Raw genomic sequence first — 17,530 nt, forward strand, 5'->3', positions numbered from 1 at the left:
ATAGAAAGTTTAATATACCGAGTCTTAATAAAAGTTTTTGTGAAATTATTTATAAATGAATATAACTAAGACAAATTATTGTTAACAAAAAGAAATTCATATGTTTTTTAGTTTACGAAAATTTATAAAAAAGTATGTGTATAGATACATGATGTACAATAATGTTGAGCGATTATTAGCTGTTACAATCAAATCTACTCATTTATTAAACTTAGCTTTAACAAGTAATACAGATATAGTTTCTAAAAGAATTGCAGGAGAAACTGAGCTAATATTAAGTTTTACAACTTATAATAAAAGAGTTCATGATGTTCACTTAGTGATTGAATCTATAGCAGAACAAACACTAAAACCTAATCGATTAATACTTTGGTTAGATGAGAATGAATTTACACTAGAGACTATCCCTCTGATTTTGCACAAGCAAATAGAGCGTGGTTTAGAAGTTCGCTTTTGCCCTAATTACAAATCTTATAAGAAGTTAATCCCCACATTAATGCAATTTCCAAATGCAAACATTATTACTATTGATGATGATGTACTTTATCCTCATGATATGATTGAAATTTTATATAAAGAAAATAAACTATTTCCTAACTGTATTTTAAGTCATATGGCTCATAAGATAGTTTTAGACCTAGAAGGTTATCCTTTACCTTATTTGAAGTGGGAAATCGGCACAGCTGAACATAAAGAGGGGAAATTGATTGTCCCAATTGGTGTTGGCGGTGTTTTTTACCCGGTAGGGGCGTTAAGCCATGAATGTTTAAATAATAAAAAATTTACTGCTTTAGCCCCACATGCCGATGATATCTGGTTTAAAGCTATGTCTTTATTAAATGATATAAAATGTAAAAAAGTAAATGATGCTCGTGATTTTTCTGAGCGATTTTTGATTCTGCAAAACAATCAAGATATAGGTTTGATGCATGAAAATTTTTTTAAAGGTAGAAATGATGAGCAAATAAAGAATGTATTTGAACAATATAATATTAAAAGCTATTTAGGTTTCAATTAATATTAAAGAATAATAAAAGAGTGTTAGCTAGACGGTTTTATTAGTTATCGAAATAATAATTGGTTTATTAGAATGTTAATTATAAATTAATTTGAACTTATGATAAGAGAAGTGAAAATATTTTGAATATTGTTTATATATCCGATTCTTACTTAGACTTGTCTATTTTTATGAGCCAAGTTCATACATTGTGTAATTATCATTCCAAACAAAACAATATAAAGCTTATAGCATTATGTAGTCATAGGGATATGAAGTTAGATAAGCCTAATGATGCAAAATATGAACTTATTAAAATATATCGCTATCCTAGAATGTTTATTCCATCTGTTAATAAACTTCGAGCTTTAACCATTTCAAATAAAATACGTAGAGAATTTGAACACGCTGATATTATACATTGCAGAGGGCATGTTGGCAGTCTATTTGCCGTTAATTTATTAAAGAGGTTTAACTTAGATAAAAAAGTGATAGCCGATATAAGAGGTGCAATAGTAGAAGAAAAAAAAAGCTCTCAAGTAAAGTTATCAAATTTTTATTCATTACAATCTAAAAAAACTGAGGAAATAGTTTTTGCACACGCATATTATTTCTTTTTTGTATCAAATAATATGCAGAAATATTATAAAGAAAAGTATAAGTTCAAACAAAATAGTGCTGTATTTCCAACGATAGTAAATGAAGAATTTTTTTATAAATCTATAAAGTTGAGAAATGAATACCGAGACAAACTTAATGTTAAAGATAAACAGGTTTATATCTATGTAGGCGGAGCAGATTACTGGCAAAATCTTGATAAAATAATTTTGAAGTTTAATGAGTTAAGTATTAAAGAAGTAAATAAATATTTTTTTATCATTATTACTAATGAGATCAATTTTGTTAAAGATTTTAGTATCAAGAATAATATTGATCTCAGCGATTTTTATATCGGTTCTTTAGCCTACTCAGATGTTTGTAAATATCTAAATGCTTCAGATTATGGTGTTATAGTAAGAAATAGCAGTGTTATTAATTATGTAGCATCCCCTACTAAAATAAATGAATATTTAGCATGTGAATTGAAAGTAATAAATTCAATAGATCAAATTGGCATCAATAATACATTTTTAAATCAAGAATATAAATCTACAGATAAAATAATAAACGAACAAAATGAAATATTTTATGCAATTGCAAAGGCATTTGATTAGTACTAATTATGCTTATTTTTAAAACTCAATCTATTAGCTGTTTCTAACCGAAATAAAAGGTGATTATATGAAAAGAGTTTTAATTATCATTCCAGATATTTCACTTGCTGGAGGAACAGAGAAAGTTGCTTCATTTATTGCCAACAGTCTTGTTACTTTGAATTTAAATGTCACGATATTAAACTTATCGAGTAATTGCAGTCCTTTCTATAGAGTATCTTCACAAGTTAAAATCGATTCATATGAAAATAAAAAATTTTTTTTATTTTCATATTTCAAAAAAAATTATTTTGATATTGTTATACCTATTTCAATGGGGAGGCTTTCTGTAGAAATATCATTCCTTTTTAAGTTATGTTCAATACCATCGACTCTTATTTTAAGCGAACATGTTTCTTATGAATCTTTCTCCAAGCCTGTAAAGATACTAAAAAAATTTGCTTATTCTTTTTCTGATCATGTAGTCTTATTAACTCAGCATGATCAACTTCTATTGAAGAAGAAAACAAATTGCAAAACTAGTGTTATTCCTAATGCAAGCCGCTTTATTCCTATAGAAAACGTTAATTGTAAACCTTCTAGTAAAATAGTCCTGGCTGTTGGGCGTATGACATATCAAAAAGGATTTGATCGTTTGCTTCATCTTTGGAGTAAAACGTCTAGTAAAGAAAACTGGAAGCTCAGGTTGATTGGTGAAGGTGAAGATAAGAAAGCTTTAATATCTTTAGCAATCATGTTAAAGATCGAGGATTCTGTGGAGTTTTTACCTGTTACTACGAATATTGATAAAGAATACTTAAATGCAGAACTTCTTGTTATGACATCTAGGTATGAAGGACTACCCTTGGCCATAGTTGAAGCAAAGTCATTTGGAACTCCCTGTATTGCTTATAATTGTAAAACGGGTCCACAAGAATTAATAGAAAATCAAGCAAGTGGAGTTTTGATCGAAAATGGTAATCAAAGTAAATTCATTTACCACTTAGAAAGGTTACTAAATGATGAAAATCATTTAACAAATTTACAAAAGGGTGCATTAAATAGTGCAAGTAATTTTACTGAGGAAAAAATTGCTTCATATTGGAGTGATTTGATAAATGCCTATTAAGTGGAATTGTTATGAAAGTAAAAATATCATGTTTATAAATGACTTAGTTTCTATCGTTATGCCTACCTATAACTCAGGTAAGTATATTATTAATAGCATAGAGTCTGTATTGTCTCAATCATATCAAAATTGGCAACTATTTATTGTCGACGATTATTCCACAGACAATACTCTCAATATTATTCTCACTTTTAAAGATCCAAGAATAATTTTGATAAAAAATGATAGTAATAAAGGGGCCGTATTCACTCGTAATAGAGCTATCCAAGCTGCAAAAGGACAATTTATTGCATTTCTTGATAGTGATGATTTATGGTTGCCTAATAAATTAAGCCAACAAATAGCTACGTTAAGACAACAAAATAATGCAGTGTGTTGCCACTCAAGCTTCAGGCGTATTGATGAGTCTGGAAAATTCATTAATGATGTTAAAACAGTTAAATATATTAACTTATCGTTAATGCGAAAAAGTAACTTTATTGGAAATTCAACAGGGATTATTGATCGTAATAAAGTTGGAACTGTATTTCAGAAGGAAAGGAAGCATGAAGATTATATCATGTGGCTAGATGTGTTAAGTAAAACAGAAGAAGCTTACTCAATTGGTATTGAAGAAGTATTGGCTGAATACCGTGTCAGATCCTCTTCACTTTCTTCTAACAAAGTCCAATCATTAAATTGGCACTGGTCAATTCTTAGGAAAGAACAAGAATTATCAATATTCAGTGCAGTTTATTATTTATGTCATTATGTTTATTTTGGGATAAAAAAAAGAACATAGCTTCTAGCTCACTTCGCCCCAAACCCCGTTAGCATGGTTTTAAGCGTTTTAAAGAATATGTTTGCATCAAGCCAGAACGAAAGGTGTTTGATGTAGTAGAGGTCGTGTGCGAGCTTCTCACGGGTTGAATCGGTATCTGCTGTATAACCTTGGACTGTTTGTGCCCAACCTGTAATGCCCGGTTTTACCATGTGACGGTAGCCATAAAACGGAATCTCGGCTTCAAAGGCTTTTACAAAGACCTCTTGCTCTGGTCTTGGCCCAATTAATGCCATTTCACCTTTTAGTACATTAAAAAATTGTGGTATTTCATCGATGCGCGTTTGACGAATAAATCTGCCAATTCTCGTGACTCTTGCCCTTTCTTCGGTAGCAAATTTAGAGTCGGCTTTTGGGCAAGTTACTTCCATGCTTCTTAGTTTATATATTTTAAATACTTTTCCGGCTTGGCCCACTCTATTTTGTGTATAAAAAATAGGGCCTTTGCTTTCTAATTTAATTGCAATGCTGACTATCATCAATAGTGGTAATAGTAGAGGTAAGCTCGCTATTATAAGGGTGGATTCTATTATCCGTTTTATTAAGCGGTAACTGGGATTGGTATTTAAAGCATTTAATGCACTTTCAGATAGGTGTGTATTGGGGACTTTACCTTCAATCATTTCTCTAATGGTTTCAGAGTGGTAAACAACGATATTATTGATACTACAGTCGGCAATAAACTTTTCTTGTTCAGGTGTTAATGGATCATGTAAATTGACGACCAAGCCTTGCTCAATTTGATTGAGGTGATAAGGCGGTGTAATCGTTTTTATTTCAATATGTCGATTCGTGCTCAGAGAAGAAAGTGAGAAATTATCAATGGCCTGTAGTTTTAAAATAGCGGATTTACGATTCAATAAAGTAGTAAAGAATAACCAACATAAAACAACACTAAAGCCATAAAGTAAAGTAGGGCGTGAATACTCAATGCGCAATAAAACAATGGCAATAATAGCAATGCTATAAGTCGATAATAGGACGGGTAAAATATATAAACTTTTATCAACTAACAGGTATTTAGTAATTCTTGGTAAGACAATAACCGTGCTTGAATACACTGCAATAGTGATCAGTAAGCTATTGTAAACAGTCGTGAATGAAAGTGGCATTAGGATATCGATAAAAGCATAAATCAATGCAACGCCAATACCATAAGAAATGTATTTGTTAGAGAGTAATTGTTTGATTTTATACATTTTTTGGTGCTACTCATGCAATGATGTAAAGAAACTAATTAATATTATTCTAGAATAACATTAATTAGTTGAGCTTGTGTTATTTGCCAATACTAAGGTTTTTTGAATTTTAAAGTCATAAATTATGTTGATAATATTGGTAAAAAGTCAGTACTTTAGACACATATTTTTGTGTTTCAGGATACGGAGGAATTTGCCTTTTGTATTTTCTTACTGCACCTTCCCCTGCATTATAAGCCGCTGCCGCTAGTTCTCTGGTCTTAAATTCTTTTAATAATATTTTTAAATATAAAGCACCTGCATAGATGTTTTGTATCGGATCAAATGAATCGGTAACTGAAAAACGTTTAGCGGTTTCAGGCATCAGTTGCATTAATCCTTGTGCTCCAGCGGAAGATATTGCTTTGCTTTGATAAGCCGACTCTGCGGTAATGATGGCATGTAAAAAAGCCGGATCCAGTTGGTTCTTTTCTGCCGCTTTTATAATAATAGGGTGGTATTTTCTTTGCAGTGTTTTATTTCGAGGAATTGAAATATTAGTATAGCTTTTGGCTTTCCAATTTCTAAAACTATGCGGTTTTTTGTTGGTATCACTGCGCAATAATAACGTGTAATTTTTATCTTCTTTTCGTTCAGAAAAGTGTTTATTTCCTTTCTTATCGATATACATATAAATATCGGCTGTGGCTATAAAAGAAATCCCACTTAAGCACAGTAATATACAAGACAAAATGCAGCGTGGCGCAGATGAAAGCATAATGTTGAATCTATCATTAGACTTTTGATTGACTCTGTTACTGAACTTCATCATTGAACCTCACTATGGCTATTTAAAGCACTGCTGGTTATTGTTTTTGTCCCTGTTGATATAGCCTCTGAAGTTATTTCTTTAGGTTTATCTGCATCCTTTAAGCCTTTATCCCCTGGGAATAAATAACGCGCATAATTAAGAGTCTCAATCGCTTGCTTTGACTGATTATTGTATTTATAAGCTATATATAATAGATGGTAAAAGAAAGGTTTCGGTGTGTTATAAACAGTTTGTTCTAATGCTAATGTGACTTGCTTAAGTTCTTCTGTATTGCCCGTATTCATGGCACTTGTTAGTCTGAAATTATATAAATGAAATGAAATATTATTATCGAATACCAATGGGTTAACAATACTAAGAAGTTCTCTAATATCTGGTGTTCTACTTCGTTCGAAGTGGGTCATTGTGTGGATAGTAAATAAATTAGTGATCATAAAAATGGCTGTGAATAGTGGAATCAAAGTACCTGCGACACGTAAAAAGAACGTCGGAGTAAAGTGCTTCTCACTGACTTTTTGTGATTCAGAATCAACATAAAATACCAGCACCATTAACACTAACCAATGCAGTGCTGAGTGATACAAAGGGTATTCCGTTTGAGTATGTAGCCCTATAGGAATGACTAAGGCTAATAGTGCTAATGCTTTTGGCCATTGAAAGGAACTTAATCGATGGAAAAAGGTGAGCACTAATAGCAACATACCTAATATTGGTGCTACTCCACCTTCAATTGCCCAAAAAATAAGGTCGTTATGAGGGTGTGTTAATACTTGCGTAAACTTTTTTAACTCGCCTTTTTCAACACGCTCTGCATGCGTTGTTAAATACGCTTTCTCAAAACCACCGTAACCATAACCGAATAATGGTTTTGCTTTTATCATGTGCAAACCATGCTGGTACATTTCGATGCGGGCGCCGCCTTCTTTCATTGCTTCGACGTTACGGGCACCTAGTGCATCACCTTTCATTGAAGCAAAACCGATACCTAATAAAATAGCTAATCCGAATAACATAAAACGTTTTTTATTACTTTGCCAAGCCCAAGGCGTTAATAGTAATAAACCAATTAATGCCCCGAGATAACCAGTTCGTGACATAGCAACACTGATCACCCAGATATTGAGCATTGCAGTGAGCAATAACCAAGCTTGTAGTTTTTTATTGTTTACTTGCTGTAATAAGTAGCCACTTAATAGCAAGGTGGTTGCCATAAAACTAGCTAATACATTGGGCTGTTGGAATATACCGTAAGGGCGACCATAACCGACGTTATAGCCAAAATAGTTGCTTGCTGGTAACAAGTAATCTTGCATTAAGCTGTAACAGGCTTGAATAAAACCCGCCAACACAATCAATAAGAGAAGCTTTTCAATCTGCTGACGAGTAAAGCTAAATTGCTGCAAGCTCAAAAAGAGCAGAATACCGGCAAAAAGGCCCAATAAACGCGTGTAGCTTTGGTCTGAAAACTCATTATTAGGGTAAAAAAGAGGGACAAAAAATAATCCTAAAGCGATGAATATGATCGCAGTATATTTTGAATAAATAATTTTTTGTTGTGCTGTTATTCTCCATAAACCTAAACCAATTAATAGAGAGAAAAATATCCAAACAACGTTATTAACTGCTATTTGTAAGCCACTACCACCTTGATTATGTTGAAAGTAGTGCGCGCCTAAGCCCATTAAAAGTGCAAAACTAATAAAGAAGGCACGTGTTAGCTTTTGTTGTAAGTCCATTTATCTCTCATGCTTTTTAAATTTTATTGATTATCTGTTTATGTGAGTATTTCTTACGATTTACTGTTTTTCTTACTGTTCTTATCTAAAATCGTTTTTAAGAATTGCCCAGTATAACTACCTTTTACTTTTATTACCTCTTCTGGAGTGCCAGTTGCGATGATCTCACCACCACCATTACCACCTTCGGGACCTAGATCAATGATCCAGTCAGCTGTTTTAATCACATCTAAGTTATGTTCAATAATAACTAATGTATTACCTTTATCACGTAACGTATGAATGACTTTTAATAACTGAGCAATATCATGAAAGTGAAGACCTGTCGTCGGCTCATCTAAGATATACAGTGTTTTACCCGTGTCTCTCTTAGATAATTCCTTCGCTAGTTTTACACGTTGGGCCTCGCCACCAGATAGTGTCGTTGCTGCTTGACCTAAACGAATATAAGAAAGGCCAACATCCATTAACGTTTGTAATTTTCTCGCGATAACAGGTACTGGCTCGAAAAATTTAAACGCATCTTCTACTGTCATATCTAATGTTTCGTGAATATTTTTACCTTTGTATTTGACCGATAAGGTTTCACGGTTATAGCGTTGACCTTTACACACGTCACATGGGACATAAACATCAGGTAAAAAATGCATTTCAACTTTGATCATGCCATCACCTTGGCAAGCTTCACAGCGTCCACCTTTAACATTAAAGCTGAAACGACCTGGTTTATAACCACGAGATCGTGACTCAGGTGTCGCTGCAAATAATTCACGTATTGGTGTGAAAATTCCCGTGTAGGTTGCTGGGTTTGAACGCGGTGTTCTACCAATTGGACTTTGGTTAATATCAACGACTTTGTCTAACTGTGATAAACCAGAGATACTCTTATGCGCTAATGCCTCTGCTGTACTGGCTTTGTTGAGTTTAGTTTGCGCTAATGGAAATAAGGTATCGTTAATTAACGTTGATTTACCTGAGCCTGACACACCAGTAACACAGGTTAATACACCCAATGGCAAGTCTAAATTGACTGATTTTAAGTTATTTGCACTGGCTGCTTTTAATTTGACCCAGCTACCTGTTAATGGTGTACGTTGAGCTGGAATGCTTATTTCTTTACGGCCACTCAAGTAGTCTGCTGTTAGCGAGTTTTTAGATTTTAAAATCTTATTGTAGTTACCTTCGGCAATGATTTCACCACCGTGAATACCTGCACCAGGGCCAATATCAATAATATGATCGGCTTGACGAATGGCATCTTCGTCATGCTCTACAACAATGACTGTATTACCTAAGTCACGTAAATGCGTTAACGTTTTCAATAAGCGTTCGTTATCACGTTGATGCAAACCGATTGAAGGTTCATCTAAAACATACATAACGCCCATTAAACCCGCACCAATCTGACTCGCTAAACGAATACGTTGTGCTTCACCGCCAGATAATGTTTCTGCACTACGTTCTAAGCTTAGGTAATTCAAACCCACATTAACTAAGAAGCTAAGTCGCTCTAAAATTTCTTTTAGTATTTTTTCGGCTATTTTGGCCTTTTGCCCAACTAATTTAATCTCTTTGAAAAATTGTTCTGCATCTGAAATAGATAATTCAGAAACATAAGCAAGATTAACGTCATTAATGAACACATTGCGAGACGATTCTTTTAAGCGCGAGCCTGCACAGCTAGAACAAGACTGACGGTTCATATATTTACTTAAATACTCACGCATTGCTGGTGATTCTGTTTCTTTATAACGGCGCGCTCGATTTGGAATGACACCTTCAAAAGCATGTAAACGTGAAACCTGATCGCCTCTGTCGTTACTGTAAGTAAAAGATATTTTTTCTGAGCCGGTACCATTTAACACATACTGTTGGTGCTTTTTAGTTAATGACTTAAACGGTTTGGTAAGTGAAAAGCCATAATGTGTAGCTACGGCTCTTAATATTTGGTAATAATAATTTGATTTACTGCTCCAACCTTCAATAGCACCGTCGGCTAAACTTAGTGAACTATCGGTGACAACTCGTGCTTCATCGAAATATTGTTCTACGCCTAAACCATCGCAGGTTTCACAAGCACCGGCTGGGCTATTAAAAGAAAATATGCGCGGCTCTAGTTCTGAAATGCTGTAGCCACAGTGTGGACAAGAGAAGTTCGCTGAAAATAATTGTTCTGGTTGGCTATCATCCATATACGCTAAAATAGCAGAACCATTACTGAGATCTAACGTTGTTTCTACCGACTCGGCAAGGCGTTGCTTTAAGTCATCACGCACTTTAAATCGGTCAACCACGACTTCGATATTGTGTTTTTTATGAAGTTCTAGCTTTGGTGGATCGCTTAAGTCACAAATATCCCCGTCAATTCGAGCTCGTAAAAAACCTTGTGCCGCTAAGCTTTCGAATGTTTTAACATGCTCACCTTTACGGCCTTTCACAATCGGAGCAAGTAACATCATTTTGCTACCTTCTGGACTCTCTAAGATAGAGTCGACCATTTGGCTGACGGTTTGAGCATGTAATGTTACCCCGTGCGTTGGGCAGCGAGGATCTCCGATACGGGCAAATAATAATCGTAAATAATCAGATATTTCGGTAATCGTGCCAACTGTTGATCGTGGATTATGCGATGTTGATTTTTGTTCAATAGAAATAGCGGGAGATAAACCTTCTATGTGTTCTACATCAGGTTTCTCCATCAATGATAAGAATTGACGAGCATAAGCTGATAATGATTCTACATAACGACGTTGACCTTCAGCATATAAAGTATCAAATGCTAATGAAGACTTTCCTGAGCCAGACAGGCCTGTGATCACGACTAATTTATCACGTGGGATCGTTAAGCTAATATTTTTTAAGTTATGTGTTTTTGCACCGCGTATTTCAATATTGTTCATTATTTCTCACTCATTAATACATTCGAATATAAGTATTCTAGTGGTCTGAAAGCATTCTTTATAATAATCATGCAGTTGTAAAATATAGTACACTGTAAATTATTACAGTGGTAGTGTCTGTTAGATCCTATGAACATAAATACCTTTTTTCGTTAAAAATCTACCTTAACAATCTACCTTTATAATAGGTTTTATTTTACATACTTTGGAGTGACTTACGAAGGAGTTATATTAGTGTTAGTTATAGGTTTTGATCGACATTTATGGATGATACGTTCAGTTATTTAATCTCGATCATAGTGTTAAAGCCAATTTAAAGATTTTTATATTAGATAAATGTTTCAATTATCGTTTTGCCATTCAATAAGCAATCAAAATAATACGGGATGAAAGCACTTCTCTTTAAGAAAAGGTTGTTAATAAAGTAAGTGTTTTAAGGTTAGGGCGTTAATTATAGAGTGAATAAATACCTATGGTGAACCATATATTATTAATCATTACTTTAAAGATGTTTTTATATTAACGGTCTTTAAAGTACCTCGCTACAGCTCGGGTCTATTATTATTCTGTCAGTAACAGGACTGCATTTTTACCGCCATCATTCATGCCATTATCAACATAACTATCTACATCATCTGGTAATAAAATAGATTCGGTGCCTGTTTCAGAGGTGACTTGATAAATAAATTGAAAGCCTTGGCGATCTTCAGATGAGATATTTTCTGCTACTTTAAATTTCCCATTTTTAAATTTTTTAAATTCGATTGGTTGCCATTGATTATGTTCAGAGAGTAAATTGATACTTACCGCATCGTTTGCTACTTCTTTACTGATCTCAAAGGTGATTTTAACTATTGGTTTGTTTTTTAAAAATTGTTTTTTAATATTCATGTTAGATCCTCAAAAAATATTATGTAGTATTTAATTTACTGTAAAAATTGTACAAATTCTAGTCACATAATCAGTGAAACTTAATTTAAATTAAATTGTTGGTTAATAATTCCCTGAGTGAATGCTTTTTTGAGGTAAAAGCCACGAGGACGTACTTTAATTAGTTCGCCATCTTCACCATAGGCATCAGTAACGACTTGTCCGTTGGCGGCTTTAGGACGAAGTTGTAGAACTTGTCCATTACGTGCACTAATTTGTTCTATTTTCCCTAGCGCAATTTTCTCCATTAGCTCATCCCAATCTTGCTGCATTAATTGTTCTTGCTGAAAAGAAGCCGTCCATAAGAAACCATTACCAACAATTCGCTCTGAAAGCGGGATTTTTCGCTCGCCTTGTACGGGTAACCACAGCACTTTACTTAGTTTATTACGGATATTGCTATTCTGCCAAGTTAGATGTGTTGTATGTAATATAGGGGTGCTACAAACAAAAGTGGTTTCTAATACTTTACCTTGGCTATCAATAGGAATGGTTTTTAATTCAATGCCTAAATGCTTAAAATCTTGTTCTGGTTTACTGCCTGCCGTTGCACCTAAGTGCCATTCTATAAGCTGTCCAACCCATCCTTTATTTTTGCGCAGATTTTCTGGTGTTTCGATATTAGCCATATCAGCTAGTTCAGATAAAGAATACCCGGCAATAGCCTCACAATATGCTAATAACTGAGCTTCAGATTGTGGTGTAGGCTGCATGGTAACTTCCTTTAGTCGATAAATAATAAATAGAGACTTTTATTGTACGCATTTTTCTTATTTGAGGTTATTCATAGTTGTAAAATGAACTTACACAGAGTTATGCACAATTTTAGTGGATAAGTGAATAGATCGTAAGATCTTAACTTTGATTTTTAAAAATGTGCATAAATATCTTAAAAATCAGTTTTTATGTTTATTTTTTGAACAAAAAGTACCATTGAAATTGACAATGACTATTTTTTAAACGCAGAAGATATTCACATTCGATTGTGAATTAAAAACACTGGATCTAATGACAGGGTCAAAAGAAAATTTATTATATTTTAAGTTCAACTTATTGTTTTTTAATGTGATAATCATGCTTTAAATAATCTAATAAAGATCTTGTAGTTTACGTTGTTTCTTTACTTTTTTATTTATGGTTAATTGTACACATAGTTATGCACAGATTTAGTGGATATATTTGATCTACAATTTTCTGTAAACGTGATGTAGGTACTATCGTTTAACCTTTTTATAGTTTATCGATTTGATGGTAAGGGGGTTCTGTGAAAGAATGCATTAATAATGATAATTCCATCTATTCTATTTTTTCGTCGATTTACTTGTGTATAAATAAGAATAGATCTTAACCTGACTAAGGTTTTTAATGATTGATGCTGACGGCTATCGCTCCAATGTAGGTATCATCATTTGTAATAAAAATGGTCAAGTTTTATGGGCTAAACGCTTCGGTCAGCATTCATGGCAATTTCCACAGGGTGGGATTAAAGAAGGCGAAACGCCTGAAAAAGCAATGTATCGTGAACTGTATGAAGAAGTGGGTCTAAAACCTGAGCATGTAAAAGTAGTTGCGAGTAGCCGTCAATGGTTACGATATAAATTACCTAAACGTTTAGTACGTTGGGAGTCTCCCGCACCTATTTGTATTGGCCAAAAACAACGTTGGTTTTTATTACAATTGATTGCAGAAGAAGAGCAAATTGAGTTTGATACATGTGGACATCCAGAATTTGATGATTGGCGATGGGTAACTTACTGGTATCCTGTACGGCAAGTGGTGTCATTTAAGCGTGATGTTTATAGAAGAGCATTGGCTGAGTTTTGTCATGCTGCTTTTTCATTAATGCACAAATCAGATAAAAAAAGAAATAAACGACCTCGTCGAGGTTCTTTCAAACAATAGGTACTGTTTTTCCTCATTAACAGGAGTGTTTTATGTTCAGCCAACTTCGTCAGATTGTAGAGCAATTCGGTGAGGCAAGTACTCTTTCTGATGCGATGAATTTATTGGTAGAACAAACCAAAAGTACAATGATCTTAGATTGTTGTTCTATTTTTGTGACGAATAAAGAAACCAAGAAGTTGTCATTAATGGCGAGTGAAGGTCTAGATAACCAAGTGGTTGGTGCAACACACTTTAATCTTGATGAAGGTATTGTTGGTTTGGTTTATCAAAAAGGTGAACCAATCAATTTAGCAAACGTATCTGAACATCCTCAATTCAAATATCTCCCTTCTAGTAATGAAGAACAATTTAAATCATTTTTAGGTGTTCCGATCATTCACAAACGTGAAGTGCTTGGCGTATTAGTTGCACAACAACGGTTACCTCGTTTATTCAATGAGCTTGAAGAATCATTCCTCGTTACATTAGCCGTGCACCTAGGCAGTGTATTAGGTGGAACGCTTTTAGATCTACCAGACGAGAAAGCACCCAAAAGACATTCACTTCATTTGCAAGGTAGCCCTGCGAGCTCTGGGATCTCTATTAATAAGGTCCATGTTTTACAAGCTCACCTTTTGTTAAGTGATGTTGGCATTGAGTTAAGTGATAAGCCTAATAGTGAAATGGAGTCCTTTACTAATGCTGTTCAGGCATGTGCTGATGAGTTTTCTAAAGTATCAATAACGCTTAAGGAACAAGTCTCTAAAGATGCCTTTATGTTATTCGATGTTTATGGGCATTTGTTAAAAGATAAAGCCCTACTGTCAGCGATTGAACTACAAATTAGAGAAGATAAGTTAACAGCCAAAAGTGCCGTAAAACGTGTTTCTGAAAGGTACATCGAACAGTTTGAAAGCATGAGTGACCCGTACTTAAGAGAACGCGCTGTCGAAATTCGTGATGTAGGTCAACGTCTTTTATACCATCTCTCAAATCGTGATGATGAAAAACACGACTTTCCTGATGAGATTATCTTAGTCGCAGAAGAAGTGACAATTTCAATGTTGGCGATGATTCCGCCAGATAAATTAAAAGGGATTGTCTCTGTACGTGGTGGGTTAAGTTCTCACGTGGCGATTTTATCTCGTGCACTTGGTATTCCTGCGGTATTGGGTGTGCCATTAAGATTAAAAAACGTAGCGCATAAAAATATCATCATCAATGGCTATGCGGGCACAATTATTATTGAGCCTGAAGCTTCTCTGATTGCGGAATATCAAATTCTGCTTGATGAAGAAAATGAGATGAAGGCGTTAGTTGAGTTAGAAGCAAATCAAGCAGCCATCACTAAAGATGGTTGTGAAATTGAAGTGTTACTCAATACCGGCTTAAATACGACGCCTGATGTTTTTAAAGAACAGAACTTCTCAGGAATTGGTTTATACCGTAGTGAATTACCTTTTATGCTTAATAGCGCTTTTCCGACTGAGCAGGAACAGGTGAGTGCTTATCAACATTTATTGGAAGAATATAAAGACTTACCCGTGACCATGAGAACGCTGGATATCGGTGGTGATAAGCAATTAAGTTATTTCCCTATTACTGAAGAAAATCCATTTTTAGGGTGGCGTGGTATTCGTTTAACGCTAGATCATCCTGAGATTTTTTTAATTCAAATACGTGCGATGTTACGTGCGAACCTTAACACTCAGAATTTACGTATTATGCTGCCTATGGTGGGGTCTGTTGGTGAAGTTGAAGAGTCTAAACGATTAATTGTTCAAGCATGGCAAGAGATTTGTTGGGAACAACATGTCACTGAAGAGCAATTTCCATTACCTGATATTGGGGTAATGATTGAGGTGCCTTCAGCTATCTTTATTATTGATCAGTTAGCGCCGCTGGTGGACTTTCTGTCAATTGGTACCAATGACTTAACTCAATACTTATTAGCTGTAGATCGTAATAACAGTCGTGTAGCAGACCTCTTTGATAGTTACCATCCTGCCGTCTTACAGGCGATGCGTTTAATACTCGAGCAAAGTAAAAAGAATAATATTGAAGTGAGTATTTGTGGTGAATTAGCAGGTGATCCGATTGGACTATTGATGTTGCTAGGGTTAGGTTATCGCAAGCTAAGTATGAATGCATTCAATATTAATAAAGTTAAATATTTGCTGAATAAAGTGACTATTCCAGAATTAGAAGCTTGCACTCAGGTTGCTTTAAAAGGGCATGATGGTAACTTCATCAAACAAACTTTTATTAACTATTTAGATGAAAAAGGATTGGGTGGATTTGTACGTGCTGGTAAGAAATAGGACTTTAGTGCTTAATTGATGTTAATTATACCAATGGAATTAAATCAGTGATTAGAAATTGCGCAGGAAAAGTTAACACTAATAAGGCGTGAGTTGTAGAAGATAGTTGTTCTCACTTCAAAACTCAGAACGCAGTTAGGGGTGATTTTAACCAACAAGAATGATCACCTTATTAATTCTTTTGGTATTAGTTTTACTTAGTTAACGCTATTTAGGTAACGTCACTTAGTTAATCTTATTTTCATCTATAAAAAAACCGATCAATTGATCGGTTTTTTTTGTTTTAAATTAATCGCTCATGCTTTAGCTTTTCGCGGCTAAATTCTTAGCTTCTTCTGCACGACAAGCAGCAGTGGTAAAGATAACATCTGTTGAACTATTTAACGCTGTTTCAGCGGAGTCTTGAACGACACCAATAATGAAACCAATCGCAACAACTTGCATTGCAATTTCATTCGGCACACCAAATAAACTACAGGCTAGTGGAATCAATAGTAGTGAACCACCTGCAACACCAGAAGCTCCACAAGCAGATACTGCTGCAACAACACTTAATAAAATAGCTGTTAAAATATCAAACTCAATTCCTAAGGTATGGACAGCTGCTAGTGTTAATACTGTAATCGTGATTGCCGCACCCGCCATATTGATGGTTGCACCCAGTGGGATAGAAACTGAGTAAGTATCTTCATGTAAATCTAATTTTTCACATAATGCCATGTTCACAGGAATGTTAGCTGCAGAACTACGTGTGAAGAAAGCGGTAACACCTGACTCACGTAAACATTGGAATATTAACGGGTAAGGGTTAGTGCCTAGCTTGATATAAACAATGATCGGGTTAACAACCAATGCAATAAATAACATTGAGCCAATTAATACCGCTAATAAGTGAGAGTAGCCAATTAATGAGTCAAAGCCTGTTTCTGCAAACGTCGTTGCGACTAAACCGAAAATACCGATAGGTGCTAATCGAATCACTAGTTGTACAATTTTAGATACGCCATAAGATAGGTCATGTAGCATATTCTTAGTCGATTCATTCGCATGTTGAAGCGCTAAACCTAACCCGATTGCCCAAGCCAAAATACCAATGAAGTTACCTGTTACTAAAGCATTGACTGGGTTATCTACAATTTTAAATAACAATGTATTTAATACTTCTAAAATACCTTCAGGTGGAGATGCAACGATATCAGTCGTTATTAATACAAGCTCTGTTGGGAAAACGTAACTAAATAGAACGGCAGTAATAGACGCTAATAAAGTGCCGATTAAATATAAATGAATAACAGGTTTAAGATTAGTGTGCGTGCCTTTACTTTGATTTGCAATCGACGATGCCACTAATATGAAAACAAGAATGGGTGCAACCGCTTTTAACGCACTAACAAAAAAACCACCAAGAAATGAAACTGATGTAGCCGTGCTTGGTGAGATAGTTGCAAGACAAACGCCTGCAATAATACCAACAACAATTTGTAATACTAAGCTACCGTTCATCATTCGTTGAATAAGGGTGGGGCTTGAACTCATAAGTATGTCCTATCTTTTTATTATTAATAGTATCTATAAAACGTCTTATGGACACTGTGATTAATGGTTTAACG

General features: G+C 34.6%; 13 protein-coding genes. 6 read left to right on the forward strand and 7 right to left on the reverse strand.

Annotated features, from left to right (window positions below; translation table 11 throughout):
• Window positions 1-148: 148 nt before the first annotated feature.
• From SP041_RS12445 to SP041_RS12460, 4 genes are all read left to right on the forward strand, one after another.
• On the forward strand, window positions 149-1,018 hold the full coding sequence (locus tag SP041_RS12445) for a glycosyl transferase (protein ID WP_137297871.1): 870 nt from the start codon (window positions 149-151) through the stop codon (window positions 1,016-1,018).
• Between the two features lie 251 nt (window positions 1,019-1,269).
• Window positions 1,270-2,211 (forward strand): hypothetical protein, encoded by a 942-nt coding sequence (locus SP041_RS12450; RefSeq protein WP_051368445.1) that lies wholly within the window; start codon window positions 1,270-1,272, stop codon window positions 2,209-2,211.
• Window positions 2,212-2,278: 67 nt separating this feature from the next.
• On the forward strand, window positions 2,279-3,319 hold the full coding sequence (locus tag SP041_RS12455) for a glycosyltransferase family 4 protein (RefSeq protein ID WP_025563154.1): 1,041 nt from the start codon (window positions 2,279-2,281) through the stop codon (window positions 3,317-3,319).
• Window positions 3,309-4,100 (forward strand): glycosyltransferase, encoded by a 792-nt coding sequence (locus tag SP041_RS12460; RefSeq protein WP_051368444.1) that lies wholly within the window; start codon window positions 3,309-3,311, stop codon window positions 4,098-4,100. The genes SP041_RS12455 and SP041_RS12460 overlap by 11 nt, the downstream gene beginning before the upstream one ends.
• An 8-nt stretch (window positions 4,101-4,108) precedes the next feature.
• Here the strand turns inward: SP041_RS12460 and SP041_RS12465 are convergent, their stop codons facing one another.
• The 6 genes from SP041_RS12465 to mutH form a co-directional block, all read right to left on the reverse strand.
• Window positions 4,109-5,338 carry a sugar transferase gene (locus SP041_RS12465; protein ID WP_025563152.1) on the reverse strand — a complete coding sequence of 410 codons (1,230 nt, stop codon included), beginning with the start codon at window positions 5,336-5,338 and terminating at the stop codon, window positions 4,109-4,111.
• Window positions 5,339-5,453: 115 nt separating this feature from the next.
• Window positions 5,454-6,149, reverse strand: a complete 696-nt coding sequence (locus tag SP041_RS12470) for a lytic transglycosylase domain-containing protein (RefSeq protein ID WP_240791464.1) — start codon at window positions 6,147-6,149, stop codon at window positions 5,454-5,456.
• Window positions 6,146-7,885 (reverse strand): PglL family O-oligosaccharyltransferase, encoded by a 1,740-nt coding sequence (locus SP041_RS12475; RefSeq protein ID WP_025563150.1) that lies wholly within the window; start codon window positions 7,883-7,885, stop codon window positions 6,146-6,148. The genes SP041_RS12470 and SP041_RS12475 overlap by 4 nt, the downstream gene beginning before the upstream one ends.
• Before the next feature lie 53 nt (window positions 7,886-7,938).
• Complete coding sequence (gene uvrA, locus SP041_RS12480) at window positions 7,939-10,785, reverse strand: excinuclease ABC subunit UvrA (RefSeq protein WP_025563149.1); 2,847 nt, start codon at window positions 10,783-10,785, stop codon at window positions 7,939-7,941.
• 561 nt (window positions 10,786-11,346) lie between these two features.
• Complete coding sequence (locus SP041_RS12485; RefSeq protein ID WP_025563148.1) at window positions 11,347-11,676, reverse strand: hypothetical protein; 330 nt, start codon at window positions 11,674-11,676, stop codon at window positions 11,347-11,349.
• Between the two features lie 80 nt (window positions 11,677-11,756).
• Window positions 11,757-12,428: a DNA mismatch repair endonuclease MutH gene (mutH, locus tag SP041_RS12490; protein ID WP_025563147.1), complete on the reverse strand. Its 672-nt coding sequence runs from the start codon at window positions 12,426-12,428 to the stop codon at window positions 11,757-11,759.
• 652 nt (window positions 12,429-13,080) lie between these two features.
• On the opposite strand from mutH, the gene rppH reads away from it, so the two are divergent.
• Both rppH and ptsP read left to right on the forward strand, forming a co-directional pair.
• Window positions 13,081-13,617 (forward strand): RNA pyrophosphohydrolase, encoded by a 537-nt coding sequence (gene rppH / locus SP041_RS12495; RefSeq protein WP_025563146.1) that lies wholly within the window; start codon window positions 13,081-13,083, stop codon window positions 13,615-13,617.
• 32 nt (window positions 13,618-13,649) lie between these two features.
• A complete protein-coding gene (gene ptsP, locus SP041_RS12500) occupies window positions 13,650-15,920 on the forward strand; it encodes a phosphoenolpyruvate--protein phosphotransferase (RefSeq protein WP_025563145.1) in 2,271 nt (756 codons plus the stop codon).
• A 303-nt stretch (window positions 15,921-16,223) separates the two neighbouring features.
• On the opposite strand, the gene sstT is transcribed toward ptsP, so the two are convergent.
• Complete coding sequence (gene sstT / locus SP041_RS12505; RefSeq protein WP_025564569.1) at window positions 16,224-17,456, reverse strand: serine/threonine transporter SstT; 1,233 nt, start codon at window positions 17,454-17,456, stop codon at window positions 16,224-16,226.
• Between the last annotated feature and the right edge of the window lie 74 nt (window positions 17,457-17,530).

The sequence above is a fragment of the Psychromonas sp. SP041 genome (genome assembly GCF_000470315.2).
Lineage (GTDB): Bacteria > Pseudomonadota > Gammaproteobacteria > Enterobacterales > Psychromonadaceae > Psychromonas.

Excerpts from the sequence above, each read along its gene's own strand:
- SP041_RS12445 (WP_137297871.1), top strand. The coding sequence starts at position 149 with ATGATGTACAATAATGTTGAGCGATTATTAGCTGTTACAATCAAATCT.
- SP041_RS12450 (WP_051368445.1), top strand. The coding sequence starts at position 1,270 with ATGAAGTTAGATAAGCCTAATGATGCAAAATATGAACTTATTAAAATA.
- SP041_RS12455 (WP_025563154.1), top strand. The coding sequence starts at position 2,279 with ATGAAAAGAGTTTTAATTATCATTCCAGATATTTCACTTGCTGGAGGA.
- SP041_RS12460 (WP_051368444.1), top strand. The coding sequence starts at position 3,309 with ATGCCTATTAAGTGGAATTGTTATGAAAGTAAAAATATCATGTTTATA.
- SP041_RS12465 (WP_025563152.1), bottom strand. The coding sequence starts at position 5,338 with ATGTATAAAATCAAACAATTACTCTCTAACAAATACATTTCTTATGGT.
- SP041_RS12470 (WP_240791464.1), bottom strand. The coding sequence starts at position 6,149 with ATGATGAAGTTCAGTAACAGAGTCAATCAAAAGTCTAATGATAGATTC.
- SP041_RS12475 (WP_025563150.1), bottom strand. The coding sequence starts at position 7,885 with ATGGACTTACAACAAAAGCTAACACGTGCCTTCTTTATTAGTTTTGCA.
- uvrA (WP_025563149.1), bottom strand. The coding sequence starts at position 10,785 with ATGAACAATATTGAAATACGCGGTGCAAAAACACATAACTTAAAAAAT.
- SP041_RS12485 (WP_025563148.1), bottom strand. The coding sequence starts at position 11,676 with ATGAATATTAAAAAACAATTTTTAAAAAACAAACCAATAGTTAAAATC.
- mutH (WP_025563147.1), bottom strand. The coding sequence starts at position 12,428 with ATGCAGCCTACACCACAATCTGAAGCTCAGTTATTAGCATATTGTGAG.
- rppH (WP_025563146.1), top strand. The coding sequence starts at position 13,081 with ATGATTGATGCTGACGGCTATCGCTCCAATGTAGGTATCATCATTTGT.
- ptsP (WP_025563145.1), top strand. The coding sequence starts at position 13,650 with ATGTTCAGCCAACTTCGTCAGATTGTAGAGCAATTCGGTGAGGCAAGT.
- sstT (WP_025564569.1), bottom strand. The coding sequence starts at position 17,456 with ATGAGTTCAAGCCCCACCCTTATTCAACGAATGATGAACGGTAGCTTA.